This is a genomic window from Bacillus sp. LSHTCR4 (assembly GCF_057197025.1).
The window spans coordinates 1-25121 of sequence record NZ_JBXUNO010000004.1; the positions used below are offsets into that span (position 1 = coordinate 1).

Here is a 25121-nt window from a genome sequence, read left to right on the forward strand (position 1 = left end):
TATAAGATGGTTATCATGCGATAGCTGACATTACGGCAAAGTTTTCTATTAATTCTGGAACGATTAGAGCTTGGAAAGTAAACTATGAAGTAAATGGTGAAGACGGCCTAGAAGAAGCACTTTCTTGGAAAAAGGAGATAAAGATAGATTTGAGCGTAGAGAGAAACTGTAATTAAAGTAAGATAGGACAAAGACTTGATAGATTTGAAAGTTACAAAGAAAAAATATCAATTGAATTATATCCGCATATAAAAGATGGAAGCGTTAAGGTAATCGACGTGCGTAGTAAAAAAGAGCGGGAGGAAGGACATCTTTATGATGCAATACATATCCCCTTAGGAAATCTATTTAAGCAGCTAGTATTTTACAAAGAGCTGGTATAAAGGAAGTGGTCAATCTAAAGGGAGGATTCCTTGCATGGAAAAAAGAAGAGCTCCCTTATACAACTTGTAATCTCAATGTGTAGGGAAATGATTCTTACTAATTTAACAATGGGTCATGATACACTTTACACTCAAGGAAAAGAAATAGAATTGAAGTGAAATGAAATTCAATCCACATTTTACAGTTGAAATAGAAGAATTTTAAAGAGCTGAAATATAAAAAACACCTTATAGTTATAAGGTGTTTTTTATACCTCTTAAAATGACTTAAGATACGTTTACTTGAGTTCATTAGGTAGTTAGAGTTAGAGGTTAATAGACTATATTTAACGAAAAATGTTGATTAGTTCCCCTTTATTATACATCAATATATATAAATTTAAAATGTAATATTGCATTATCGATCCTTTTCTAATCCAATACGCTCATAAATTTTTTCTCTTGCTGCTTTCTATTCTTCATGCCTTAGTATGTCCCTAGTGATAAAGGTCATACTAGGGCATGAAGGGGTGAATCAAAACAAAATCAAATAGGTTCATAGGTTAGAAACGTATCTGAATAAGCTATATGATCTGTTCGTATTTTTTATAAATCATTGAATGTTATATAACTGCAGAAACATAAGATAGAATATTCTCATTAATATTTCTACAGTTTCAAACTATATACATATAAAGGTAATAGGATTATATTGGCAATGAAAGAGAAAATAATAGATAGATGGAAGGGGATGTTATTATGTTTAAAAAAGTAGCACTTGGTATTTCATCGTTAGCAATAACTGCGTTTGTCGGATTAGGAATGGCAACAGAAGCTTCTGCTGGACCTGCAGCACCACTTACTTCACTAAATGTAGTGCAAGTAGAATCTGAGCAGGGCGGAGTAGAAACTATTAATCCAAACAGTTTTAGCACAACACGTGACCACGGGGGAAAATACTTATATATTACTACGAAGGAAATGGGATATGGTCAAAATCCATTTGCGAAAATGAATGGTTTTAATGTGAAGAGTATTGGCTCTACTATAATTGGCGGAAAACCAATCGTTGGTTGGTATTATAAGTGGGATGCTTCTGGGCATCAGCAAGGAACATTTGAATACCAAAAAACATCTATTAACGCTCCATTTAATACAATGCGAACTTCAATCTATATCAAATAAATATTTTGAAAAGTTATAGGGGTATAACATAAAAAAATATGTTCATAAAATTGAATTTATTTATAGAAAATATAAGAGTCGTCCTTAATAGGAGGGCTCTTACTTTAGTGGGGAAAATGTCTAAATAGATGAATGAAATTGAAAGAAGCAGAATACATACTAGTATTTAATTTTTGTCCCTTTTAATTGATTAATGTGGACTGTACCTCCCTTTCTTATATAATTGTTTTATAGTACAATTTCTTTTAGATGGTACGTTTTATTTCAAAAATAAGATCGTTTATTATGATTGTTAAAGGATGAGTCGGTATGACAAAAGAAAAACAACCATATGGTACAGTTTTAATAAAAGCTGCAAAAATCTTAGATTTTTTATCTGAAAGCAAAAAACCACAGCCTTTAAATGTGATAGCTCAGGAAACAGGAATGACAAGTTCAACAACATTAAAGATATTAGAAACGTTAGTTATAATAGGTTATGCAAAAAAATATCCTGAAACTAAAAGATTTGGTTTAGGAACCTCTTTAATTTACTATGCAAATCAGTATCTTGCGAATTTAGATATTACTAAAATTACATTTCCATATTTGCAAAAATTACAAAGTAATTTAGATGAAACGGTTCATTTAGGAATATTAGAAGAAGATAAAATTTTTTATATTAATAAATTAGAGCCAGAGAGACCGATAATTCGTATGAGTTCACGAATTGGAATGAGTATTCCTTTGTATTGTTCGGCAATGGGGAAGGCTGTGCTTGCAGAGTTCTCTCAACAAGATTTAGAAAGCTATTTAACAAGGGTAGAATTAAATCCAGTTAATGAAAATACTATAATTGATCCTCATGTTTTAAAGGAAACTTTAAAAGAAATAAAGCAAATTGGTTTTGCAATTGATGATGCTGAATATGAAGAAGAAGTATATTGTATTGGAGTTTCGTTAACTTTAAATGGACAAACATATGGTGCATTTAGTGTGAGTATGCCTAAGTATCGTGTTACAGAGGACCTGAAGAAAAAAATGATTCAGTTGATACTAGAAACTAAACAAAATATTCTCAATGAACTTAAACAATTACATGTGTTCATATAGAAATTCATTTTAAGGAGCTTTAATGGTGATTTTTCACTGTTAGAGCTCTTTTTTTATTTATAGGAGCAAAAAGAATGGGAACTGACTTGTTAATGTAGTAAGCACTACGGCTGAATAACAGATTACTATATTAGAAAAATATTTAATAATGTTCAAAAAATTTTCATTAAATATAAAAAAAAATTCTTGTAATCTTTTTAAATAATTCATATAATTTATTTGTAAATTTCTTTTCAGGAAAACTAATTTCCAAATAAGAAATTTAGAGCTCAAGCTCTAAAAAATGGAGGCACTTTATGAAAAGGGTTACTGTATTAAATAAACTGAAAAAGAGTGGTGTGATTGCTGTTTTGAGAGCGCATACAAAAGATGAGGCTCTTAAGGTTACTGAGGCAGTCATTAATGGAGGGATTACTGGTATTGAAGTAACCTTTTCGGTACCACAAGCTGAAGAGGTCATTCGTAAAATAAGGGAACTACATAGTGATTATGAAGAGTTGGTGATTGGTGCAGGGACTGTTCTTGATGCGATAACAGCACGTATGGCCATTTTGGCTGGAGCTGAGTATATTGTCAGTCCAGCATTTGATAAAGAAACAGCAGAGATTTGTAATCTTTATCAAGTTCCATATTTACCTGGATGTATGACAATTACGGAAATAAGTACAGCATTAAAAGCAGGAGTCGACATTATAAAGTTATTTCCAGGAAGTTCGTATAATCCAAACTTTATAAATGCAGTGAAGGGTCCCCTGCCACAAGTTAATATTATGCCTACTGGTGGGATAAATATTGAGAATATGCATCAATGGTTTGAACGTGGATGTGTAGCTATAGGTGTGGGAGGAGATTTACTAGCTCCTGCTCAAAATGGGGATTATGCTAAAGTCTCAGAACTTGCAAGAGAGTATGTGGATAAGTTAGCAGAGATCAGAAAGGGTGCCTAATTATGGGGCGAATTTTAACGCTAGGTGAGATTATGCTTCGTTTATCCACTAATGAAGGAACTAGAATAACTGAAGCTAATTCTTTTAAAGCGCATTATGGTGGTAGCGAAGCTAATGTAGCAATTAATTTAGCGAATTTTAATCACCAAGTTTCTTTTGCTAGTAAGGTACCTTCAAATTTATTAGGTAAAGCTGTTCAACAGCATTTACAAAATTATGGGGTGGATACCAGTAATTTATTAAAAGGTGGTTTACGCTTAGGAACGTACTATCTGGAAAGGGGTACAGGTAAAAGGGCTTCATTGGTTTTGTATGACCGAACATATTCTAGTTTTGCACAGATGAAAAATGTGGAGTGGAATATAGATGATTTATTCAACAATATATCATTATTTCATGTTTCGGGAATTAGTCTTGCTTTATCAGATTCAATGGCTGATCTCATTCTAGGATTAATCAAAGAGGCCAAAAAGCGTCAAATTAAGGTGAGTTTTGATATTAATTATCGATCTAATTTATGGAACTATGAACGCGCATCGAAAACACTGAATAAAATTTTACCTTATGTAGATTACTGTTCTGCAGGGAAAAAGGATGCTCTCTATTTAATAGGGATACCTGAAAATAAGACGCAACAATCAGATTTAGAATATTATTATGAGCAAATGCATAACAAGTATCCTAATATTGAAGTCTTTTACTCTACATTAAGGGATGTTCATTCTGCTAGTTCGAATGATCTTCAGGGAACATTATGGAAAAATCATTTTCTGTATACTTCGAAGGTGTACCACATTAATCCTATTGTGGATCGTGTTGGTGGAGGAGATGCTTTTGTTGCTGGAATTTTACACGGATTATTGGAAGAAAAAGATCCAGAGTATACAGTTTCATTTGCTACCGCAGCATCTAGTTTAAAGCATACGATTCATGGTGATTGTAATCAGTTTTCTATCCTGGAAGTAGAAGAGTTTATGAGAAATGAGTCAGGAAGTATTATTAGATAAAATACTAAAAAATGATAGGAGAAGATATATTATGGAAACACGTTATACACATAGTCCAATGGATATTCGCCATTATTCTACGGATCAACTAAGACAGGAATTTTTAGTAGAGCGAAACTTTGCACCGGGAGAAGTTATTCTTACATATACACATAATGATCGAATGATTTTTGGGGGAGTAACGCCAACTGATAAACCTTTGAGTATAGAGTTGTCTACTGAGTTAGGAGTTTCTTATTTTTTAGAACGCCGTGAATTAGGTGTTATAAATATTGGTGGACCAGGATCTATCATAATTGATGGTACAGAAGAAAGTATGAAAAAACAAGATGGGTACTATATTGGAAAAGAAACAAGGGAAGTAGTCTTTAAGTCAGATGATCAGTCAAATCCTGCGAAATTCTATTGTGTTTCAGTACCTGCACATCATAAATATCGAAATGTACGTATAAGCATTGATGAAATAAAACCTATGGAAACAGGGGACTCTGCAACATTAAATAAGCGTAAGATCTATCAATATATTCATCCGAATGTTTGTGAAAGTTGTCAACTACAGATGGGGTATACCATTTTAGAACCAGGAAGCAGTTGGAATACAATGCCTTGCCATACCCATGAGCGACGCATGGAAACTTACTTGTATTTTGATATGAAACCGGATACAAGAGTATTCCATTTTATGGGTAAACCTGATGAAACTAAACATTTGGTAATGAAAAATGAACAAGCGACAATTTCTCCAAGTTGGTCAATTCACTCTGGTGTTGGTACAAGTGATTATACATTTATTTGGGCAATGTGTGGAGAAAACATTACGTATAGTGATATGGACATGGTCGAGATGGATCAGTTGAAATAGTAGATTGATACAATTAAAGGGGGACTAGAACATGAACTTAAATGAATTTTCGATGGATTTCTTTAGTTTAAAAGGCAAGGTAGCTATTGTTACTGGAGGAAATACAGGATTAGGTCAAGGATATGCAGTAGCATTAGCGAAAGCTGGGGCAGATCTATATATTGCAGCATCTGGTGACAATTGGGATGAAACTCGTCAATTGATTGAGGAATGTGGACAACGAGTAGAATTTATTCAAGTAGATTTAACACAAGATGATGCAGCAGAAAAAGTGGTGCAAGGTTGTTTAGACAATTTCGGGAAAATTGATATTTTAATTAATAATGCAGGTACAATTCGTCGTGCACCATTGCTGGAATATAAGAAGGAAGATTGGAATGCCGTGATGAGCATTAACTTGAATACTGTTTATTTACTAAGTCAAGCAGTAGCTCGTGTTATGGCAGAACAAAAGAGTGGAAAAATCATTAATATTGCTTCTATGTTATCTTTCCAAGGAGGGAAATTTGTACCGCCTTATACTGCCAGCAAACATGGAGTGGCAGGATTAACGAAAGCATTTGCTAACGAATTAAGTAAATATAATATTCAAGTAAACGCAATTGCTCCTGGCTATATAGCAACAGCTAATACTGCCCCAATTCGTGCGGATGAACAACGGAATAAAGAAATTTTAGATCGTATCCCAGCTGAAAGATGGGGAGTACCATTCGATTTAATGGGTACGGCTGTATTTTTATCAAGTAAAGCGTCAGATTATGTAACAGGCCATATTCTAGCTGTTGATGGTGGATGGTTAGTGCGTTAATCAGTTTTACGTTCTATAGCAAATGTTTTTTGGGTGATTCAAGAACACTTTGGTTGTTAGAAACATCTGAACATAAGTTGTGAACCTTTTTGAAAGGGCATACATTATGTTGGGTAGAGCCGGTAAATTGAATATATTGATGAGTATAAGGGTTAGAATTACTTTATCAAGAGTGTTGAATTTGAAAAAATACTAGTCGATTAGAAGGGAAGTTATTTATGGATATACTGATTCTTTCACATGCTGGTGTTGCAAGTGGGTTGAAGAAAGCTGCACAAATGATTTTAGGGGAACAAAAAAACTTACACGCTCTAGAATTAACTGAAGAGAATGGAATTACTTCTTTTAGTGATCAACTACAAGAATTCTTGGAGAGATGGAGTGAAAATCAATCGAATAAGTTGCTTATTTTTGCTGACCTTAAGGGGGGAACACCTTTTAATCAGGCTGTATTTTGGGCATCAAAATTAAAGTTGAATCAGCGTATTAGTATTATCAGTGGTGTAAATTTACCAATTGTAATAGAAGCAATATATTGTAATCAAGAAAAATCATTAGAAGAGCTGTCAAAAGAATTAATAGAAGGTGCGAAAAATGGAATTGATATACCAGAAATAGAGATTGGTAGTGTAAATGCTTTAGATGAATAGAGAGGAGAATAGCCAATGGTAAGCGTTGAATGGTGGCAAATTGTTTTAATAACGCTATATTCTGGATTCGCCATTTATGATGGAAACAATACAACGTTTGGTTTTGTAAAGCCAACAATGGCAGGATTTTTCGCAGGGCTAATTTTAGGGGACATTCAAACGGGTTTAATTGTAGGGGGAACGTTAAACTTATTGGTTTTAGGTGTAGGTAACTTTGGAGGAGCCTCTATACCAGATTATATGACAGGCGCTTTATTGGGAACAGCTTTTACAGTTATGAGTGGGCAAGATGCTAAATTTGGAGCGACACTGGCAATTCCTATTGGACTACTAATGGTGCAATTAGATGTTCTGGCTCGTTTTACGAATACTTTTTTCCAGCATAAAGCTGAAAAATTAGTAGCGGAAGGCAAATTTAAAAAGGCTTCCTATATGAATCTATGGGGAATTGTCCCAACTTCATTATCAAGAATGATACCTGTGTTTCTAGCTTTAGTATTTGGTGCCAAATTTGTTCAAGCAATTGTAGATAATATTCCAAAGTGGCTTATGGGTGGTTTACAAGTAGCTGGGGGATTGCTTCCTGCATTAGGTATTGCAATTCTATTGAAATACTTACCTATAAAACAAAATATCGCCTTTTTGATTATTGGTTTCTTCTTAGCGGCTTATTTAAAAGTACCTGTATTAGGTGTTGCTTTAATCGGGTTAGCAATGGCAATAATTTATTTCCAAACCTTTATGAAAGATAGCGATTATGCGACTGATGATGGAGGAATGGGAGATGAGTAAAAATATAGTAGATAAAGATTTAAACAAGGTATTTTGGCGTTGGTATTTCTTCGGTCAGACAGGATGGAACTATGAAAAAATGCAAGGCTTAGGCTATTACTATAGCATTTATCCATTGCTAGAAAGCATATATAGTGAGGAAGAAGAAAGAAAAAGAGCAGCAATAAATCAATTGCAGTTTTTTAACACGAATAACTCTACAGCTCCCGTTATTCTAGGCCTAGATGTAGCCTTAGAAAAAGAGAAGGGGATTGAATCTATTGATACAGTAGCGTCGCTTAAAACTGGATTAATGGGACCGCTAGCAGGAATTGGTGATACCTTATTCTTTGTAATTCCTACCACTATTGTTGGGTCCATTGCGTCTTATTTAGCATTAGAGGGAAATCCAATTGCTCTGATTTTATGGATCTTATTTGGATGTGTCAGATTGGGATTTATGAGATTCTTTGTATGGACAGGTTATAAAGAAGGAGCAAAACTTGTTGGTGAGTTAGGGAATCGTTTGAAAAAAATAACTCAATCCGCAAATATACTGGGAATCACCGTTGTAGGAGCATTGATTCCTTCAGTAGTTAAGGCCACTTTTGGTTATGAGTTTACCAAAGGTGAAGTTACTTTAAAATTACAGGATCTTGCTAATCAAATTATGCCTGGTCTAGCACCAGCTCTTGTAGTCTTTTTAACATATTGGTTATTAGGTAGAAAGAAAATGAATTCTACTCGTGTTATCTTTTTATTGATTTTTATAGGAATTATTGCTTATAATTTAAAAATTTTCGTTTAAGGGGAGTGTTTAGTAATGGAAGGAATCGTACATATCAGAGTTGATGATAGACTTATTCATGGGCAAGTTGCAACAAGATGGGCAACAGGTTTAAGAGTAAATCGTATTATGATTATCGATGATAAAGTCGCAGTTAATGATGATGAGAAATCAATTTTAAGAATGGCAGCACCAGCTGGTGTTAATACGTCCATTTTAACCTTTGAAAAAGGCCTTAATAATGTGAAAAATGGGAATTATAAAGGGCAAAGAGTGTTATTAATTGTGAAGACTCCTGAAATTTTAGTGCAATTAATGAATGGTGGATTAGCATTAAAAGAGGTAAACATTGGTAATATGTCTAGTCGTCCAGGAACAACTCAGATTAAAAAATCAATTAGTATGACTGAGAATGAAAAAGTAGCTGTGCAACAGTTATTAAGCCAAGGTGTAAAAGTCACTGCACAGATGGTTCCAGAAGAATCTGATGCAAGTATTGAAGGGTTTTTAAATTGAATAATAAGTAAGGGTAAATAAAAACTAAAAACATCACTCGTTTTATGAAAAATGAGTGATGTTTTCACATAGTGAGGTTAAAAGGATAAGAGAGTTTAGATGTAAAGATTGAATTGTTGGGGAGGAGACTAACATGTCTATACTATCGAAAAATATAGAGCTATTTAAAGAAAAAGGAAAGGCATTAGATCGAAATAGTATAAAAGCAGAATTAGATTGGATATGTGAAAAGCTAGAAAAGAACATAGAACGCTTTGGGACAAGCTATCCATCTGCCTGTGCAACAAATGGAAAATATAGAATAAAGGGAAATGATGATTGGACGAATGGATTTTGGACAGGGATGCTATGGATTGCCTATGAATATTCAAAAAAAGATATTTTTAAATCAATAGCACTAAAAAACATTCAAAGTTTTAAAGATAGACTAGATAAGAATTTTGTTGTAGATCATCATGACCTAGGATTCTTATACAGTTTATCAGTTGTTGCTGGTTATAAGGTGACATTAGATGAATCTTTTACCCCAATTATTATTCAAGCTGCTGATAAGCTAATAAGTCGTTTTCATGACAAAGGGAATTTTATTCAGGCTTGGGGAAATCTTAATGATCCTGATGAGTACCGTTTGATTATTGACTCATTATTAAACCTGCCTTTATTGTTTATGGCAACGAAATTGACAGGTGATCAATGTTATAAACATATAGCAGAACAACATTTTCAACAAGTAACGAAAACGATTATAAGGGAAGATGCATCCACGTATCATACATTTTATTTTGATCCTGTTACAGGTGAAGCTTCGTATGGCGCTACTCATCAAGGATATACTAATTCTTCCTGTTGGGCACGTGGGCAAGCATGGGCCATTTTAGGTTTACCTATGGGGGTTAATTATATGCTTAATCATGTTGACCGAAAACAATATGAAGACATTACAAATTATTTTATTAGTAAATTATCGAATGGTTTGGTTCCATATTGGGATCTTACTTTTACAGATGAAGATAATCAGCCGTTGGATAGTTCTGCAATGGCAATTGCCGCATGTGGTTTACTCGAAGCTCAAGCAAGTAATATGTATGAGGGATCTGCATCCATTGCTCGTGGAATGATTCAAGTCCTTAAGGAACAGTGCACAATAAAAAGTGATGAGGATAATGAAGGGATTTTACTACATGGTGTTTATGCATACGCAGAAGGAAAAGGAATTAATGAACCTAATTTATGGGGGGATTATTTTTACTTAGAAGCGTTGTATCGTATGTTTAATCCAACGTGGGCAACATATTGGTAGGTATAAATGAAAATACAGTTATTAAGGTATCATGATTTGAAATACTGGGGGATAAACTATGAAATCATTTGAAATTGGGAAAGATTTTATGCTAGATGGTGAGCCTATAAAGATTATATCAGGTGCTCTTCACTATTTCAGGATTGTTCCAGAATACTGGGATCATAGTCTTTATAACTTGAAGGCACTAGGATGTAATACAGTAGAGACGTATGTTCCGTGGAATATGCATGAACCAAAAGAAGGGGTATTTAATTTTGAAGGTATAGCAGATCTTGTGAAATATGTACAATTGGCTCAAAAATATGGATTAATGGTTATTTTACGTCCTACTCCTTATATTTGTGCAGAATGGGAGTTCGGTGGATTACCTGCTTGGTTACTAAAGTATAAAGACATAAGGGTTCGAAGTAATACGAACTTGTTCCTAAATAAAGTAGAAAACTTTTATAAAGTTCTCCTACCAATGGTAACCCCATTACAAGTAGAGAATGGTGGACCAATTATTATGATGCAAGTAGAAAATGAATATGGCTCATTTGGAAACGACAAAGAATATGTAAGAAGTATAAAAAAAATAATGAGAAATTTAGGCGTTACGGTTCCACTTTTCACTTCAGATGGTGCATGGCAAGAGGCTTTAGAATCAGGGAGCCTGATTGATGACGATGTTTTAGTAACGGGTAATTTTGGCTCACGCTCTAATGAAAATTTAAATGCACTTGAAAGTTTCATTAAAGAAAATAATAAAGAATGGCCATTAATGTGTATGGAATTTTGGGATGGTTGGTTTAATCGATGGGGTATGGAAATTATTCGACGTGATGGCAGTGAATTAGCAGAGGAAGTCAAGGAACTATTGAAGAGAGCTAGTATTAATTTCTACATGTTTCAAGGTGGTACTAATTTTGGATTTATGAATGGTTGTTCATCGAGGGGAAATGTGGATTTACCACAAATTACTTCATATGATTATGATGCATTACTGACAGAATGGGGAGAGCCAACGCCAAAATATTATGCTGTTCAGAGAGCTATTAAAGAAGTTTGTTCAGATGTAGACCAATTTGAACCGCACATTTTACCACGTGCAAATTATGGGGAAATTAAATTGAGTCGTAAAGTATCACTGTTTTCAACGTTAGAGAAAATAGCTAAGAAGAGACACAATTCTTATACATTAACAATGGAAGATATGGATCAGCAGTATGGTTATATTTTATATCGAACATTTTTAAAAGGACCAAAAAATATAGAAAAATGTAAGGTAGTAGATGCTAGAGATCGTGTACATTTGTTCCTTAATGAACAATTAGTAGACACCCAGTATAGGGATGAGATTGGTAGAGAGGTATCGTTGGATTTAACTAAGGAAGAAAATACGTTGGATATTTTAGTAGAAAATATGGGACGTGTTAATTATGGGGCAAGATTGTTATCTCCAACGCAAAGAAAAGGTATCTCCTCAGGTGTAATGATTGATATACATTTACAATCAAACTGGGAGCATTATGCCCTTGAATTTGATAATCTTGATGAGATTGATTTCAACGGTAAATGGGAACCTAATACACCTAGCTTTTATGAATACACATTTAATGTACAAGAATTAAAAGATACATTTTTAGACTGTAGTAAGTTGGGGAAAGGATTTGTTGTTTTGAATGGGTTTAATTTAGGAAAGTATTGGGATGTAGGTCCAACGGGTTATTTATATATCCCGGCTCCTTTATTAATCAAGGGAGAGAATAAGTTGATTGTCTTTGAAACGGAAGGGAATTATGAGGAAGAACTTTATTTAAGGGGAAATCCAATTTATTTAGACATAAAATAAACATTTCTAGTATTTTGTTTGATATTTCTTAGCGTTATAATGGGCAGCTTTGATGAAGGAATTAGCTAAAGCGTATAGTTTAGAAAATTCTATGTAGATTATTCCGGTTTTAGCTGCTTCACAGATTGAATTTTCGTAATGTGCAAACGTATTATTTGAAATGAAATCTTTAAACACGGAATGAATGAACGATTCATTATTAAAGTGATAAAGGAGAACGGTTTCATGAAAAGGATAATATTATGTATATTTGTTTTAAGTTTTGTTATAGGGTCTTTCAGTTTAAATGCGGTCGCAGAAACGGAAGAAAGCGCTAAAATGATATCAAATTGGAAAAGGGTACTTGTCGGTGAACCTTTTACAAATGATGATGTAATTTTAAAAAATATCGTTTGGGATAAAGAAAAGGATTTACAAGATAATGTGTTAAGCAATCTAAACAAACAAAATGAAAGTCCTTCCTTATTTAACAATCTTCCAGACTGGAAGCAGAATTCTGCACAAATCACAGAAACAGTGAAAAATATCGAGAAAATGGCGGTACTTTATCAAACACCTAATTCGATATACTATCAAAAAGATACATTACAAAAAGACATTATGTACGCAATAGAATACTTCTATGATCAAATGTATAATGAAAAAATTAAAAATACGTATGGAAATTGGTGGGATTGGGAGATTGGGACACCGCAGTCATACAATAACATTTTGGTATTAATGTTTGATGATTTAACTGAGGTGGAGCTAAGCAAATATATAATGGCAGTAGATCGTTTTGTACCTGATCCAACAAAGAGATTAAATGGAATTAAAGAAACGGGAGCTAATTTACTAGATAAAAGTTTTATAGTCATGGTGAGAGGTATTCTGAACAATAATAGTAATAAAATTCAATTAGGAATAGATGCGACAAATGATGTGTATAAAATAGTTCAAAATGGCGATGGATTTTATAAAGATGGATCATTTATACAACACACATATAATCCGTATACGGGTGGGTATGGGGAAGTGTTACTTGCGAGAAGTGCTGATATTCATGAATTGTTTAGTGGAACAGACAGACTAACGAATGTACAAGGAATTAAAAAACTATATACGTATATTGAAACTACCTACTTACCAGTTATGAAACAAGGTGAAGTATTTGATATGACGCGTGGCCGAGGCATGTCTAGACAAAATTCTTCCTCTAGTATTGTAGGGAGAAATATTCTGTATGAAATACTTGTAATTAGTTCACAAAATCAAGACTTATCATATCGGGGGAAATATGCATGTTATGTAAAAGAAGCTATATTTCAACATACCGATTCGGAAAGTTATTATAATGGGTTATCCATTCATAAAACGCAAACATTTCAACGTTTAATGAGTGATAGTTCAATTAAACCAGATTTTGGTGTGAGAGATACAAATAATATGTTAAGCGCAATGAATCAGATGACCCATCAAAAGAAGGACTTTGCAGCTGGATTGAGTTTATTTGGTAAACAAATCAGTTCTTTTGAATATGGAAATGGTGAAAATATGAAGGGATTTTACATGGGAACAGGAATGTTGTATTTATATAACAATGACATTGGTCAATATGATAATGACTTTTGGGCAACTATAGATATGACAAGACTTCCTGGCACAACAACAGATCATAAATTAGGAAATTTAATTGATTGGAAAAATTATAATAATCCTAAGTCTTGGTCAGGAGGCGTTTCAGATGGACAGATTGGTTCTGCCAGCATGTATTATACTATGCAGAATGTCACTGGAAGCTCATTAGAAGCAAAAAAATCTTGGTTTTTTCTCAAAGATAAAATTGTAGCAATGGCTGCAGGGATCAATTCAAAAGAGAATGCTGATACAGAGACAATAGTTGAGAATAGAAGATTAGAAAAAGATGGTTCCAATCTTCTGGAGGTGGAGAATACAGAGGTAGCTCTTGATCAAGGTATCCTATTTAAGGGAGCTTCTTGGGCCCACCTTAAAGGAAAAAACAATGGGTCTGATATTGGTTATGTGTTCCCTCAATCTGAAAATATATATGCTGAAAAGAAAGAGCGAAGTGGAAAGTGGTCTGATATAAATAAAGGGGGATCAAGCGATCAGGTAAGTAACATGTTCGCAACACTATCAATACCTCATGGAAAGTCGCCATCAGGTGGTGAGTATGTGTATGTAATTCTTCCTGGTAAGAATCAAGAAGAGACATCTACTTACGCAAAAGAAATGGATGTTTCGATACTTTCTAATACACCAACGCAACAAGTGATTTATGATGATGCTGATGATATATGGATGGGGAATTTTTATGAGATAGGGAAGGTAAATGAAGTAGAGGCTAAAACTAGGGGAGCAATTGCAATAAATTATAAAGATAATGGTGTAAAAGTAGTGATGGCTGATCCAATGAAAGAGCAAGCTAAAGTAATCATTACTATACCTAAAAAAATAGGTTACAAGGTAGTAGAAAAGGACGACGAGATAACTGTTAAGGAAGATGCAAACTCTTGGATAATAGAAATGGATAGTTCGGATAAAAGTGGGAAAAGTTCTCAGGTGTATTTTGAACAGTAAAGGTCAAAAAATACATTTTGATGTGCAGATTGTGTAATAGCTCCCATATATCACATAAATAAAAGTCAAGTGCTATATTGATAGCCTTGACTTTTATTATGCTCGCAACTAATGATTCTGGTGCAAGACTAAATGATATTAAAATATACCTTGAATTATTTAATGAGTATCAGTTCGCACAATACATATCTTGTTTTGGATTTTAAAAAATTTATTCTAATAATTATTAAACATTTAGTTTGCAATTTTTATGAAGTAATTTTAGTACCTTAACAAAATTTATTTTCAATTTTCCTAGGTGGCCCGTGAAATAATATCTTGTTTATCAAGTAATAACTTCAAGCTTGATAAAGAGGTTGATTGGAAATTATCTTTTGACATACGTTTTCGGTAGTGCGTAGGAGTTTCTTTAGTCACTTTTTTAAATATGCGGCTAAAGGCTGCTAAACTATGAAAACCAACCTGATAAGATATATTTTCTACCGATTCATTAGTCATTGAAAGTAAATATGCTGCGTGATTAATACGCATCCTTATAATCCAGTCCTTCATGCTCATCCCAAAATGATTTTGAAATACCCGAGAAAGATGGCTTCTATTGACCGCAAGGTGGTTTGCTACATCACTTACGGTAATTTCCTCTATATAATGCTCTCCAATATATATCATGGCTTCAATTGCGAGTCGTGAAAATTTTTGTTTTACTCCTGGTGAGAGTGAACTAACATCTGTAAGAAATAATCTTAAAAAACGATAGGTTAGCTCATTCAACTTTAATTCATCTTCTAATGTACTGTCCGAGCAATTCATACATTCCAAGATAATCTCCAAGTATTGTTGAATATTAGTTGAGGTAACAGCGTAGTTATCACCTTTAAAATTTGAAAAATTAATAATTTCTTCTGCAACCTTCCCACCAAAAGAAAGCCATGCATACAACCATGGTTCCTCTGCGTCTGAACGATAAAAGGTAGACTCTCCTGGAGGAATAAGAAAAAGATCACCTTGCTTTAATGAATATTTTTTATCTTTTACATAGTACTTCCCTTTTCCATCTAGCACGACATGAATAATGTAGCTGTTTCGTACAGTAGGGCCAAATGCATGAAAAGGTAGTGTTTTTGAAAAACCGCAAAAATCAAAATAAAGTTCGCTCGAGAAGTGGTGGTGTTCTTTTTTTTTAAATACTGCTTGTTCCATGTGCTTCTCCCTTCTTCGAGATTACTATAGCCAATATGCCTTTTGAAGTAAGAAACGCAACAAAAGGTTAAATCAAGGTCACAAAATGATATAAAACAGAAAACGCTTTCTTGTTAAACTATACATGAAAAAGAAAACCATAGGAAGATTAATATAATTCGTCATTTTTTATGGACAACATTGAAAACGTTTTCTCTCTTTTATTAAAACTAAGTGGAGGGGAATTTCACAAAAGGGGAATGAAAATGGATAAAAAATTAAAACAACGTGTTTCCTATGCCTTAGGTGCATTTGGTCATGACATATTCTATGTAACTTTAAGTACATATTTTATGGTCTTTGTTACAAGTGCGATGTTCACTGGAGCTGATAAAGCAACGGCTGGAAGGATGATTGGGATTGTTACAAGTTTAATCGTAGTAATCCGTTTGGTAGAAATTATTTTTGATCCGATTATTGGAGGGATAATTGATAATACAAAAACGAGATTCGGGAAGTTTAAGCCTTGGTTAGTAGTTGGTGGCTTAGTTAGTTCTATCCTTCTTGTATGTATATTTACCAATTTCTTTGGTCTTGCAATTCATAATACTACGTTATTCATCATATTGTTTGCAATTGTTTATATCTTACTCGATAGTTTTTATTCATTTAAGGATATCGCTTTTTGGTCGATGATTCCAGCGTTAAGTACTCAAACCAAGGAACGAGAAAAATTAGCAACATTTGCACGACTTGGCTCATCACTTGGTGCGAACGGGACTACACTCGCAGTTGTACCAATCGTCACCTTCTTTACTTTCTTGATGACTGGTGAACATTCTCAAGGCGCCTCTGGTTGGTTTTGGTTCGGCTTAATTGCAGCTGTCATTTCTGGAGGGACAGCCGTTATTGCAGCGTTTGGCACAAAAGAAAATGAAAGTGTAATTCGTCAGCAACAAGAAAAAGCAACTCTTAAAGATATTTTTAAAGCTATTGCGAAAAACGATCAGTTGATGTGGTTAGCACTATCATATATTGCATATGCCATTGCGAATGTTGCAACTACCGCGGTGTTATTCTTCTACTTCAAATATATCTTAGGAAATTCAGGTGAGTTCTGGATTGTAGGACTAATTGCAGCTGTACTAGGTTTAATTGCTGTTCCGCTTTTCCCAACGCTCACGAAGTTAATTTCAAGACGTTTTGTATATATTGGCGGTATTGTAATGATGCTTTTTGCATACGTATGTTTCACTTTAGCTGGAACAAGTTTACCGGTAGTCATTGTGGGATTGGTGTTCTTCTATTTTCCTCAGCAGCTAATTTTTCTTTCAGCTTTAATGACTATTACGGATTCAGTTGAATATGGACAATGGAAAAATGGTACCCGAAATGAAGCTGTGACATTATCAATTCGTCCATTACTCGATAAAATTGCGGGAGCTTTATCAAACGGAATCGTAGGGTTTGTAGCTGTTGCTTCTGGGATGACTGGCAATGCTACAGCAGCAGATATTACTGCTAATGGTGTTTCGACATTCCATCTTTATGCGTTTTATCTTCCAGCAGTACTCATGATATTTTCCGCTATAATTTTCGCATGGAAGATCACATTGACAGAGAAAAAGCATGTACAAATTGTCAAAGAATTAGAAGCAAGGCTAAATCATGGTGAGAAAGCAGCAGAAGGTTTTAATTCTAGTACTGTACATGCTCATTCTAAATAAAGGAGTAGGGGACATCTAAAATGAACATTACAACAAAAGATTTCGGTGCTGGTTATACGAGTATCACTATTACCAATCTGAACGGCCTTCAATTGACAGTTTCAGACCTAGGAGCTCGTATTACAAGTTTAAAGATACCAACAACACATGGTTTACGTGAGATAATACTTGGTTTTGATACAGCAAAGGAATACCTTGAAAAGGATTTATATATTGGTGCCTCAATCGGACGTGTAGCTGGACGGATTCGAAATGGAACTTTTCAAATCGATGGGGAAATCTATAAAGTACAAGTTGATGTGAAAACCGGAAACACTTTACATGGCGGTACCCCAGGATTTGAAAGTAAAAAGTGGCGATATTGTGTCGTCGAGAATAATGATGAGGCCTCAGTGATATTTCATATGGTGAGCCCACATGGTGAAAATGGCTTTCCGGGGAACCTTGATATTGAGATATGTTATACATTGACTAGCACCAATGTTTGGAAAGTGGAAACTAGAGCGACAAGTGACAAAGATACATTATTCAATCCAACAAATCACGTATATTTCAACTTAACTGGTGATGTAGCACAACCCGTAAATGAACACACATTGTGGGTGGATAGTGATCAATTTGCACCATTAGATTTGGAAAGTGTTCCAATTGGTGTGAAGTTACCTGTAGAAGGGACTGCATTTGATTTTAGAAAGCCCGTGAAACTCAAGGAAACCTTCAGTAGTAATTTTGTTCAAAAGGAATTAGTGGATGGAATTGATCATCCATTCTTCTTAAATCGACCCGAACTATCACATAGTTCAGTGAAACTCACTAGCCCGGATGAAGTGGTTTCTATTGAAGTAGCCACAAAAGAACCCAGCGTCGTCATCTTTACAGCAAATTTCGGTGGAAATACACCGCTTATGCATGGTAAGCAACTTGCAAATCATGGAGGAATTACTTTTGAAACACAGGTTTGTCCAGGGGCTGAACAGTTTTCTGGTTTTGGAGATATGGTACTTAGGGCGAATTCAACTTATCAAACGGTGACAGAATTTCATATTATTTGAGAGCATATTTTTGATAGTCTCTTAAAATATGAAACATGTATAGAAGGATTAGATACCGCTATCACAACTTACTTAAAATACGATGTAGTGTCTAGAAATAATGTTGAACTGTTAGAAGTAGTCGAATGAATAACGGGATGATTTCTATATTTAAAACGAATGCAACAGGGAGGTTTATATTTATGGAAAAGAAACGTGAGCTGGCTTTAAAATTTGCTGAGATATTTGGAAATCAAGAAACAACTCAATATTTTTCTCCAGGACGTATCAACTTAATCGGGGAACATACAGACTACAATGGTGGATATGTATTCCCGGCTTCTATTACATATGGGACTTATGGAGTGGCTAGGCGTCGTGAGGGTGACAGAGTATTAGTTTATTCAACGAACTTTGAGAAACTTGGAGTAATTGACTTCACCGTGAATGAACTAAATTACGATAAAAATGACAATTGGGCAAATTATGTAAAAGGAGTTCTTTTAACGTTGAAAGAAGCTGGTCATAAAATAGACTCTGGCTTTGAATTATTAGTTGAAGGGACGATTCCAAATGGAGCGGGTCTTTCAAGTAGTGCTTCACTTGAATTACTTGTAGGCGTAATATTAGAAGACCTGTTCAAATTAGATGTGACGCGACTTGAATTAGTGAAAATGGGTAAAACAGTTGAGAATGAATTTATTGGCGTGAACTCTGGCATCATGGATCAGTTTGCCATTGGATTTGGTCAAGAAGACAAAGCAATTCTTCTAGATACCAATACGTTAGAGTATGAAATGGTACCAGTGGTTTTGAATGACTATGCGATTGTAATTATGAATACTAATAAGCGCCGTGAACTAGCAGATTCAAAATATAATGAACGCCGTGCTGAATGTGAAGAAGCACTCGCATGTCTCCAAACAAAGTTAGAAATCAAGGCACTTGGAGAACTAAGCAAAGGAGAATTTGATGCAAATCAAATTCTTATTGAGGATGAAATCTTAATTAAACGCGCTAAGCATGCAGTTTATGAAAATGAGCGCACAAAAAAAGCAAAAGAAGCTCTTATTGTAAATGATTTAGAAGAATTCGGAAAGCTATTGAATACTTCTCATGCATCTTTAAGAGATGATTATGAAGTTACTGGGCTGGAATTAGATACATTGGTAGCCGCTGCTCAAAAACAAGAGGGGGTTCTTGGGGCACGTATGACTGGGGCTGGATTTGGTGGATGCGCCATCGCATTAGTAAAAGAGAGTGAAATCCATGCTTTTAAAAACAAGGTTTATGATGAATATCTTAAAGTTATAGGATATGCACCTGACTTTTATGTAGCACACATTGGTAGTGGAACTACTGTAATTGGATGATGAATGGGGTGAAAAAGATGAAAACAAGCCAAGCAATATATGATTTTACTACACTTGCAATTAATAATGGAGCTATCGAGGAAGTTGATCGAATTTATACCCACAATCAACTATTACGTTTGATTGGAGAATCAGACATGGGGGGGATTACTAGCGTAGTCGAAACGAACCCACATGTGCTGTTAAATACGCTTTTAGGTATTGCGATGGAAAATCTAAGTATCTCTCAAAATCAAGTTAATCGTGATATGTTTGAAGCGCTTTTAATGGATGTGATTACTCCACTTCCATCTAAAGTTAACGCGAATTTTCAGAAGGCATATCGTAAAAGTCCTAAACAAGCAACGGATTATTTCTTCGAACTTAGTAAACGAAATGATTACATAAAGACACGTGCGATTGAAAAAAATATTCAATATGTAGCAGAATCAAAATATGGCGAACTGGAGATTACCATTAATTTATCCAAGCCAGAGAAAGACCCTAAAGAGATCATGGCAGCTAGAAATATATCGACGAGTAATTATCCCAAATGTTTACTTTGTATTGAAAATGAAGGGTATTTCGGTCGTTTGAACCACCCAGGTAGAAGTAATCACCGAATCATTGATATTGAGCTAGATGGAGAAGAGTGGGGGTTTCAATATTCACCATATGCATACTTTAACGAACACTCCATCGTATTATCTAAAAAGCATCGTCCAATGAAAATTTCTCGTGAGACATTTTCTCGTTTGTTCAGTTTTGTAGAAACGATGCCACATTACTTCATTGGTTCAAATGCGGATTTACCTATTGTAGGAGGTTCTATCTTAAGCCATGATCATTATCAAGCCGGACGCCATATCTTTCCAATGGCAAAGGCGAACGTTCTTAAAACATTTGAATTACCTGCTTATCCAAATACTTCTTGTGGTATTGTCAACTGGCCAATGAGTGTGATTCGTCTCTCTTCCCTAAATAAAGAAGAACTCATTAATGCCAGTACCTATATCCATGAAAGTTGGAAGAATTATTCGGATGAATCCTTACAAATTTGTGCACAATCAAAAGATGGAACAAAACATCATACGATTACACCAATTGTAAGGCGCCGTGAAGAGAAATATGAAATTGATCTTGTACTTCGTGATAATAATGTGAGTGAAGAATATCCTGATGGAATTTTTCATCCACATCAAGATGTACAGCATATTAAGAAAGAAAATATCGGACTTATTGAAGTCATGGGACTTGCGATTCTTCCGCCACGTTTGATTAAGGAACTTCATGAAATTGAGCTGTACTTGTTAGATAAGGGGGAATACGTTCCAGAAATCCATCAAAAATGGGCAGATGAATTAAAAAAACAAGGTGGATATACAGAGGAAAACATCCAAAGATTTCTTCAAACTGAAGTTGCAAAGAAATTTGAACGTGTGTTAGAAGATGCTGGTGTTTATAAGGTGAATAAAGAGGGTAGAGCAGGGTTTAATCGCTTTATCAAGGAATTACAGGGTTATGAATCGAAGTGTGATGATTAGATTATAATTGTAGTGGTTCTGTTGTAAGTTTTTTTGTTAGTTTAAGATTGATTCGGTCCGTAATTTCTTTAAATAAAGGTAGATTAAGGAGGCTTTATATAGCTTACACTGGGGGAATATTAATAATATATTTGTTTATAAATAGTTGTAAACAAATATACATTCATTGTGTGGATGTTTATAAAAAATGAATTACTTAAATTAGATAAGAGCAAGTTTTGATTAAACTTTTTCAAAACTTGCTCTTTAAATTTGTCTATGTTTCAAGGTTATTAGTGATAATCCAATCTTTGTATTCTACAATGGAAGTTTTTTTGTCAGATATAAGGATATACCGCTTTTATAAAATATATTAATATAATTTTGTGTGGGAATGTAGGGAGTAGTATAAACTGGAATATCTTATGTGGAGAAATTCATTTCATTATATTTACTAACACTTCATATTAAATTATTTATAGTGCTTATATAAAAGATTTTATTAATTTAAAAGGGATATACTTACTTGAAATTTTAAGATTTATTTGATGATAATCACTTTTCAAAATAAGTACGATCAAAAATATATTGATATATTTTTTAGGGTTGTTTTAAAACTAAGTGACATAGAGAAATATAAGATAAAAATATGGTTTATATCCTATTAATATATGTTTTTAATTAGCATATAAAGTTTACTAGATTTTTTTATTAAATTTGGAATTTAATGTTTGACGTCTATCGTTTAATTATGATAATATTCATTTTGTTAATATTAACTATATGAATTTTGAGTTGTTGATATTAAATAATTCATTTATTTGTATATACAACTTAAAAAGAGTGACTTTGGAGAGTGAGTATGAGTGAGTGAAAGAATTGTTGTAACTGGTATGGGGATTATTTGTGGAATCGGTCACAATAAAGATGAAGTATTAGTTAATATGCGGGATGGAAAAACAGGAATTACTAAAATAGAAGGTTTTCCTACAGAAAAATTTATAAGTAGTCTTGGAGCAGAGGTCAAAGATTACAATCCTGCAAAATATTTTTCATCAGAAGAACAAAAACAGTATGATGTTTGTACCCAATATGCAATTATTGCTGCAAAAGAGGCATTAGAAGATAGTGCTTTAAACTTAGTAGACGTAAACAGAAATCGGATAGGAGTAGCTTTGGGAACATGTAATGCTGGGATTAGTTCCCTTGAAAATCAAGGGAAATTAACAAATTTAGATTCTAAAATGTTATCTAGGTATCCTTTCTTTCAGCCAGCGGATTCGGTTGCAAAGTACTTCGAACTTGGGGGGCCTGTGAACACGTTAAATACAGCTTGTGCCGCTAGTGGAAATGCTTTAGGTTTTGCTAGGGATATGATTGTAAATGGACATGCTGATTTAATGTTCGTTGGAGGGACTGATTCTATGTCACCGACAGTGTTTGCAGGTTTTAATGCACTAAAAGCCTTGAATGCTGAATTGTGTGGACCTTACAGTGAAAAGTACGGTTTGAATTTAGGAGAAGGATCTGCATTTGTTATTTTAGAATCTTTAAGCAACGCTTTAAAAAGAGGAGCACATATTTATAGCGAGATTTGTGGCTATTCTTTAAGTAATGATGGACATCATATTACAGCACCTGAGCCAGATGGAAAAGGCATTTCCTTAGCTGTAGAACAAGCAATAAAAGATGCAGGAATTTCAAAAAGTCAAATTCAATATATAAATACTCATGGAACAGGAACCAAAGCAAATGATGCTGCTGAAATTAAGGGTCTACGAAATGTTTTTGGTAAAGAGGAATTTTCTAATATTCCTATTAGTTCTACGAAATCATATTTTGGTCATAATCTAGGAGCTGCGGCGATTATTGAATATGTTACAACGTTGTTATCAGTACAAGAAGGTTTTTTGCCATCTAATCTTAGAGTAGAGACAGTACGCGAAGGATGTAATGATGCTAATTTAATTCAAGAAAATATGCATGAAAAATTACCAGATTATTTTTTATGTAATAATTCAGCGTTTGGAGGACATAATGCATCAATTGTTTCAAAATATTGGGACGAAAAAGAAATTGCAGTAGGTTTGAAGGACAACAAACAAGCAAGAGTAGGAATTATCGGTTTAGGTACCGTTGATAATCAGGGACATAGCAGTGGGAATATTTCTTCGTTTTTAAATCATAAATTAAGTGAATCGTATGAAGAAAATTCTAGTTTTAATTTAAAGGAATACGATTCTTCTTTATATGAAAGAAGATTAAATAAAATCACCCAATTTAGCATTGGAGCAGCAGATCTTGCATTAAAAGATTCAAATCTAGAGGTAGATACTACAAATGGTACTAGTATTGGTTTAATATATGGAACTTCAAGAGGCAGTCTTGAAAGCACAACAAAATATTTATCTGGAATATTAGAAAAAGGACATGAATTTGCAAGTGGAATTCATTTTCCGGATTTAGTATTGAATTCTGTTTCTGGAAAACTTTCAAAAGTTATGAAACTAAAAGGCTTTTCAAGTTCTCTTAGTACAGGTGGTAATGATGGAATGATGAGTGCTTTGTATGGTTATGAAACTATTAAAAATAGAAATCAACCATATTGTCTAGTTGGAGCTGGTGATGAATGTTCAGCTTTATCTGAGGAAATAGATAAAGCACTTTTATATGATAACGATACCTTTATGATTTCTGAAGGAAGCACTTTTGCCGTATTAGCAGATTTAGAAAAGGCAAAAAAAGAAAATCGTAAAATTTATTCAGAGATAAAAGGTTTTGGATCCGTGATGAGAAATGGTCAAGAATGTGATGAATCAGACTTTATTTTCCGAGCAATAGATGCAGCATTACAGAATGCAAAGCTATCTATTACAGATATTAATTTTGTCATGTATTCAGCACCACCAAGGCAGCAGGATGTTGAGCATCATGAATCAGTATTAAAAAATATGTTTAATCAAAATGAAACTCCTATAATTTGTATAAATAATATTATGGGTTATAGGGAATCATCAAGTGCTTTAACTCATCTTTGCTTAGCAAGTGATCTTATATATACAAGTGAAATAGAATGTTTAGATAAATTAATTGAACCATCTAGTGAAATGATGTTGTTTAATAAACTAGAAACAGGATTGGTTATAGGTACATCTGCTAATGGGAATTGTATTGCAGCGATAGTGAGCGCAGTATAAACAAGTTTTCTGAAGCAGTTGATATATATTTTATTTTTATAATATTCGGAGGTATGGAAATCATGGGAATCTTAGAAATTAAAAAAGTTATTAAGGAAAAAGTTTTAGTAGAGAGATTAGAGTTAGATGATATTACACCTGATGAAATTGATGATAATATGGCATTATTTGGTGATGGTTTAGGTCTCGACTCTATTGAAGCGTTAGATGTTGTTGCAGGAGTAGAGGAAGAGTTTGGTGTGAAGATGCAAGGAATGAGCCATGAAGATATTCAAGAACATTTTCATTCTGTTGAAAAGTTATCTTTATTTATTGAGTCACAATTAAAAGAGGTTGTAACAGCATAAATTTACAATAATTGAATAAAAGTCTAGGGGTATTTGTGAACCCTAGGCTTTTATAAAATAATTG

20 protein-coding genes and 1 pseudogene are annotated in these 25121 nt (G+C 33.9%); 20 read left to right on the forward strand and 1 reads right to left on the reverse strand.

The genetic code is table 11. From position 1 onward, the window contains the following. Positions 1-179: 179 nt before the first annotated feature. The 14 genes and pseudogenes from AC2CGR_RS22330 to AC2CGR_RS22395 form a co-directional block, all read left to right on the forward strand. Positions 180-466, forward strand: a pseudogene (locus AC2CGR_RS22330) (rhodanese-like domain-containing protein); the annotation flags it as partial. A 655-nt stretch (positions 467-1121) separates the two neighbouring features. Continuing rightward, a complete protein-coding gene (locus AC2CGR_RS22335; RefSeq protein ID WP_000475217.1) occupies positions 1122-1547 on the forward strand; it encodes a DUF4879 domain-containing protein in 426 nt (141 codons plus the stop codon). A 309-nt stretch (positions 1548-1856) separates the two neighbouring features. Beyond that, positions 1857-2639, forward strand: a complete 783-nt coding sequence (locus AC2CGR_RS22340; protein WP_000159567.1) for an IclR family transcriptional regulator — start codon at positions 1857-1859, stop codon at positions 2637-2639. A gap of 296 nt (positions 2640-2935) precedes the next feature. After that, on the forward strand, positions 2936-3586 hold the full coding sequence (locus AC2CGR_RS22345) for a bifunctional 4-hydroxy-2-oxoglutarate aldolase/2-dehydro-3-deoxy-phosphogluconate aldolase (protein WP_061401941.1): 651 nt from the start codon (positions 2936-2938) through the stop codon (positions 3584-3586). A gap of 2 nt (positions 3587-3588) precedes the next feature. Beyond that, positions 3589-4593 carry a sugar kinase gene (locus AC2CGR_RS22350; protein WP_484481156.1) on the forward strand — a complete coding sequence of 335 codons (1005 nt, stop codon included), beginning with the start codon at positions 3589-3591 and terminating at the stop codon, positions 4591-4593. Between the two features lie 31 nt (positions 4594-4624). Further along, positions 4625-5455 carry a 5-dehydro-4-deoxy-D-glucuronate isomerase gene (gene kduI, locus AC2CGR_RS22355; protein WP_061401939.1) on the forward strand — a complete coding sequence of 277 codons (831 nt, stop codon included), beginning with the start codon at positions 4625-4627 and terminating at the stop codon, positions 5453-5455. 31 nt (positions 5456-5486) lie between these two features. Further along, complete coding sequence (gene kduD, locus AC2CGR_RS22360) at positions 5487-6263, forward strand: 2-dehydro-3-deoxy-D-gluconate 5-dehydrogenase KduD (protein ID WP_001052291.1); 777 nt, start codon at positions 5487-5489, stop codon at positions 6261-6263. 218 nt (positions 6264-6481) lie between these two features. Further along, a complete protein-coding gene (locus AC2CGR_RS22365) occupies positions 6482-6913 on the forward strand; it encodes a PTS sugar transporter subunit IIA (protein ID WP_431169079.1) in 432 nt (143 codons plus the stop codon). Positions 6914-6928: 15 nt separating this feature from the next. Next, entirely contained in the window at positions 6929-7705 is a 777-nt protein-coding gene (locus AC2CGR_RS22370) for a PTS mannose/fructose/sorbose/N-acetylgalactosamine transporter subunit IIC (protein ID WP_000255370.1), read from the forward strand. Next, a complete protein-coding gene (locus AC2CGR_RS22375) occupies positions 7698-8492 on the forward strand; it encodes a PTS system mannose/fructose/sorbose family transporter subunit IID (protein ID WP_000041901.1) in 795 nt (264 codons plus the stop codon). Before AC2CGR_RS22370 ends, AC2CGR_RS22375 begins: the two co-directional genes overlap by 8 nt. A gap of 15 nt (positions 8493-8507) precedes the next feature. Then, the gene (locus AC2CGR_RS22380) at positions 8508-8987 is read left to right on the forward strand and encodes a PTS sugar transporter subunit IIB (RefSeq protein WP_000398545.1); all 480 of its coding nucleotides are present in this window, start codon (positions 8508-8510) and stop codon (positions 8985-8987) included. A gap of 133 nt (positions 8988-9120) precedes the next feature. After that, complete coding sequence (locus tag AC2CGR_RS22385; protein WP_484481157.1) at positions 9121-10287, forward strand: glycoside hydrolase family 88 protein; 1167 nt, start codon at positions 9121-9123, stop codon at positions 10285-10287. A gap of 58 nt (positions 10288-10345) precedes the next feature. Beyond that, the gene (locus AC2CGR_RS22390; RefSeq protein ID WP_484481158.1) at positions 10346-12121 is read left to right on the forward strand and encodes a glycoside hydrolase family 35 protein; all 1776 of its coding nucleotides are present in this window, start codon (positions 10346-10348) and stop codon (positions 12119-12121) included. A gap of 225 nt (positions 12122-12346) precedes the next feature. Then, the gene (locus tag AC2CGR_RS22395; RefSeq protein ID WP_484481159.1) at positions 12347-14701 is read left to right on the forward strand and encodes a polysaccharide lyase 8 family protein; all 2355 of its coding nucleotides are present in this window, start codon (positions 12347-12349) and stop codon (positions 14699-14701) included. Between the two features lie 294 nt (positions 14702-14995). Here the strand turns inward: AC2CGR_RS22395 and AC2CGR_RS22400 are convergent, their stop codons facing one another. Continuing rightward, positions 14996-15901, reverse strand: a complete 906-nt coding sequence (locus AC2CGR_RS22400; RefSeq protein ID WP_274450665.1) for an AraC family transcriptional regulator — start codon at positions 15899-15901, stop codon at positions 14996-14998. A 245-nt stretch (positions 15902-16146) separates the two neighbouring features. Between AC2CGR_RS22400 and AC2CGR_RS22405 the strand changes: the two genes are divergently transcribed. The 6 genes from AC2CGR_RS22405 to AC2CGR_RS22430 all read left to right on the forward strand — a co-directional run bounded on the left by AC2CGR_RS22405 (position 16147) and on the right by AC2CGR_RS22430 (position 25057). Continuing rightward, positions 16147-17607 (forward strand): glycoside-pentoside-hexuronide (GPH):cation symporter, encoded by a 1461-nt coding sequence (locus AC2CGR_RS22405; RefSeq protein ID WP_472264485.1) that lies wholly within the window; start codon positions 16147-16149, stop codon positions 17605-17607. A 20-nt stretch (positions 17608-17627) separates the two neighbouring features. Further along, the gene (locus AC2CGR_RS22410; RefSeq protein WP_484481160.1) at positions 17628-18659 is read left to right on the forward strand and encodes a galactose-1-epimerase; all 1032 of its coding nucleotides are present in this window, start codon (positions 17628-17630) and stop codon (positions 18657-18659) included. A 182-nt stretch (positions 18660-18841) separates the two neighbouring features. Beyond that, positions 18842-20011, forward strand: a complete 1170-nt coding sequence (locus tag AC2CGR_RS22415) for a galactokinase (protein WP_484481161.1) — start codon at positions 18842-18844, stop codon at positions 20009-20011. Beyond that, positions 20011-21534: a UDP-glucose--hexose-1-phosphate uridylyltransferase gene (galT, locus tag AC2CGR_RS22420; RefSeq protein ID WP_484481162.1), complete on the forward strand. Its 1524-nt coding sequence runs from the start codon at positions 20011-20013 to the stop codon at positions 21532-21534. The genes AC2CGR_RS22415 and galT overlap by 1 nt, the downstream gene beginning before the upstream one ends. Before the next feature lie 845 nt (positions 21535-22379). Continuing rightward, a complete protein-coding gene (locus tag AC2CGR_RS22425) occupies positions 22380-24710 on the forward strand; it encodes a beta-ketoacyl synthase N-terminal-like domain-containing protein (RefSeq protein ID WP_484481163.1) in 2331 nt (776 codons plus the stop codon). A gap of 62 nt (positions 24711-24772) precedes the next feature. Continuing rightward, on the forward strand, positions 24773-25057 hold the full coding sequence (locus AC2CGR_RS22430) for a phosphopantetheine-binding protein (RefSeq protein WP_248139905.1): 285 nt from the start codon (positions 24773-24775) through the stop codon (positions 25055-25057). The last annotated feature ends 64 nt before the right edge of the window (positions 25058-25121 follow it).

What these genes read in the sequence shown, in the direction of transcription:
- AC2CGR_RS22380 (WP_000398545.1), top strand. Translation starts at nt 8,508, where the DNA reads ATGGAAGGAATCGTACATATCAGAGTTGATGATAGACTTATTCATGGG.
- AC2CGR_RS22375 (WP_000041901.1), top strand. Translation starts at nt 7,698, where the DNA reads ATGAGTAAAAATATAGTAGATAAAGATTTAAACAAGGTATTTTGGCGT.
- AC2CGR_RS22350 (WP_484481156.1), top strand. Translation starts at nt 3,589, where the DNA reads ATGGGGCGAATTTTAACGCTAGGTGAGATTATGCTTCGTTTATCCACT.
- AC2CGR_RS22335 (WP_000475217.1), top strand. Translation starts at nt 1,122, where the DNA reads ATGTTTAAAAAAGTAGCACTTGGTATTTCATCGTTAGCAATAACTGCG.
- AC2CGR_RS22370 (WP_000255370.1), top strand. Translation starts at nt 6,929, where the DNA reads ATGGTAAGCGTTGAATGGTGGCAAATTGTTTTAATAACGCTATATTCT.
- AC2CGR_RS22365 (WP_431169079.1), top strand. Translation starts at nt 6,482, where the DNA reads ATGGATATACTGATTCTTTCACATGCTGGTGTTGCAAGTGGGTTGAAG.
- AC2CGR_RS22400 (WP_274450665.1), bottom strand. Translation starts at nt 15,901, where the DNA reads ATGGAACAAGCAGTATTTAAAAAAAAAGAACACCACCACTTCTCGAGC.
- AC2CGR_RS22385 (WP_484481157.1), top strand. Translation starts at nt 9,121, where the DNA reads ATGTCTATACTATCGAAAAATATAGAGCTATTTAAAGAAAAAGGAAAG.
- galT (WP_484481162.1), top strand. Translation starts at nt 20,011, where the DNA reads ATGAATGGGGTGAAAAAGATGAAAACAAGCCAAGCAATATATGATTTT.
- kduI (WP_061401939.1), top strand. Translation starts at nt 4,625, where the DNA reads ATGGAAACACGTTATACACATAGTCCAATGGATATTCGCCATTATTCT.
- AC2CGR_RS22390 (WP_484481158.1), top strand. Translation starts at nt 10,346, where the DNA reads ATGAAATCATTTGAAATTGGGAAAGATTTTATGCTAGATGGTGAGCCT.
- kduD (WP_001052291.1), top strand. Translation starts at nt 5,487, where the DNA reads ATGAACTTAAATGAATTTTCGATGGATTTCTTTAGTTTAAAAGGCAAG.
- AC2CGR_RS22410 (WP_484481160.1), top strand. Translation starts at nt 17,628, where the DNA reads ATGAACATTACAACAAAAGATTTCGGTGCTGGTTATACGAGTATCACT.
- AC2CGR_RS22340 (WP_000159567.1), top strand. Translation starts at nt 1,857, where the DNA reads ATGACAAAAGAAAAACAACCATATGGTACAGTTTTAATAAAAGCTGCA.
- AC2CGR_RS22395 (WP_484481159.1), top strand. Translation starts at nt 12,347, where the DNA reads ATGAAAAGGATAATATTATGTATATTTGTTTTAAGTTTTGTTATAGGG.
- AC2CGR_RS22415 (WP_484481161.1), top strand. Translation starts at nt 18,842, where the DNA reads ATGGAAAAGAAACGTGAGCTGGCTTTAAAATTTGCTGAGATATTTGGA.
- AC2CGR_RS22345 (WP_061401941.1), top strand. Translation starts at nt 2,936, where the DNA reads ATGAAAAGGGTTACTGTATTAAATAAACTGAAAAAGAGTGGTGTGATT.
- AC2CGR_RS22430 (WP_248139905.1), top strand. Translation starts at nt 24,773, where the DNA reads ATGGGAATCTTAGAAATTAAAAAAGTTATTAAGGAAAAAGTTTTAGTA.
- AC2CGR_RS22405 (WP_472264485.1), top strand. Translation starts at nt 16,147, where the DNA reads ATGGATAAAAAATTAAAACAACGTGTTTCCTATGCCTTAGGTGCATTT.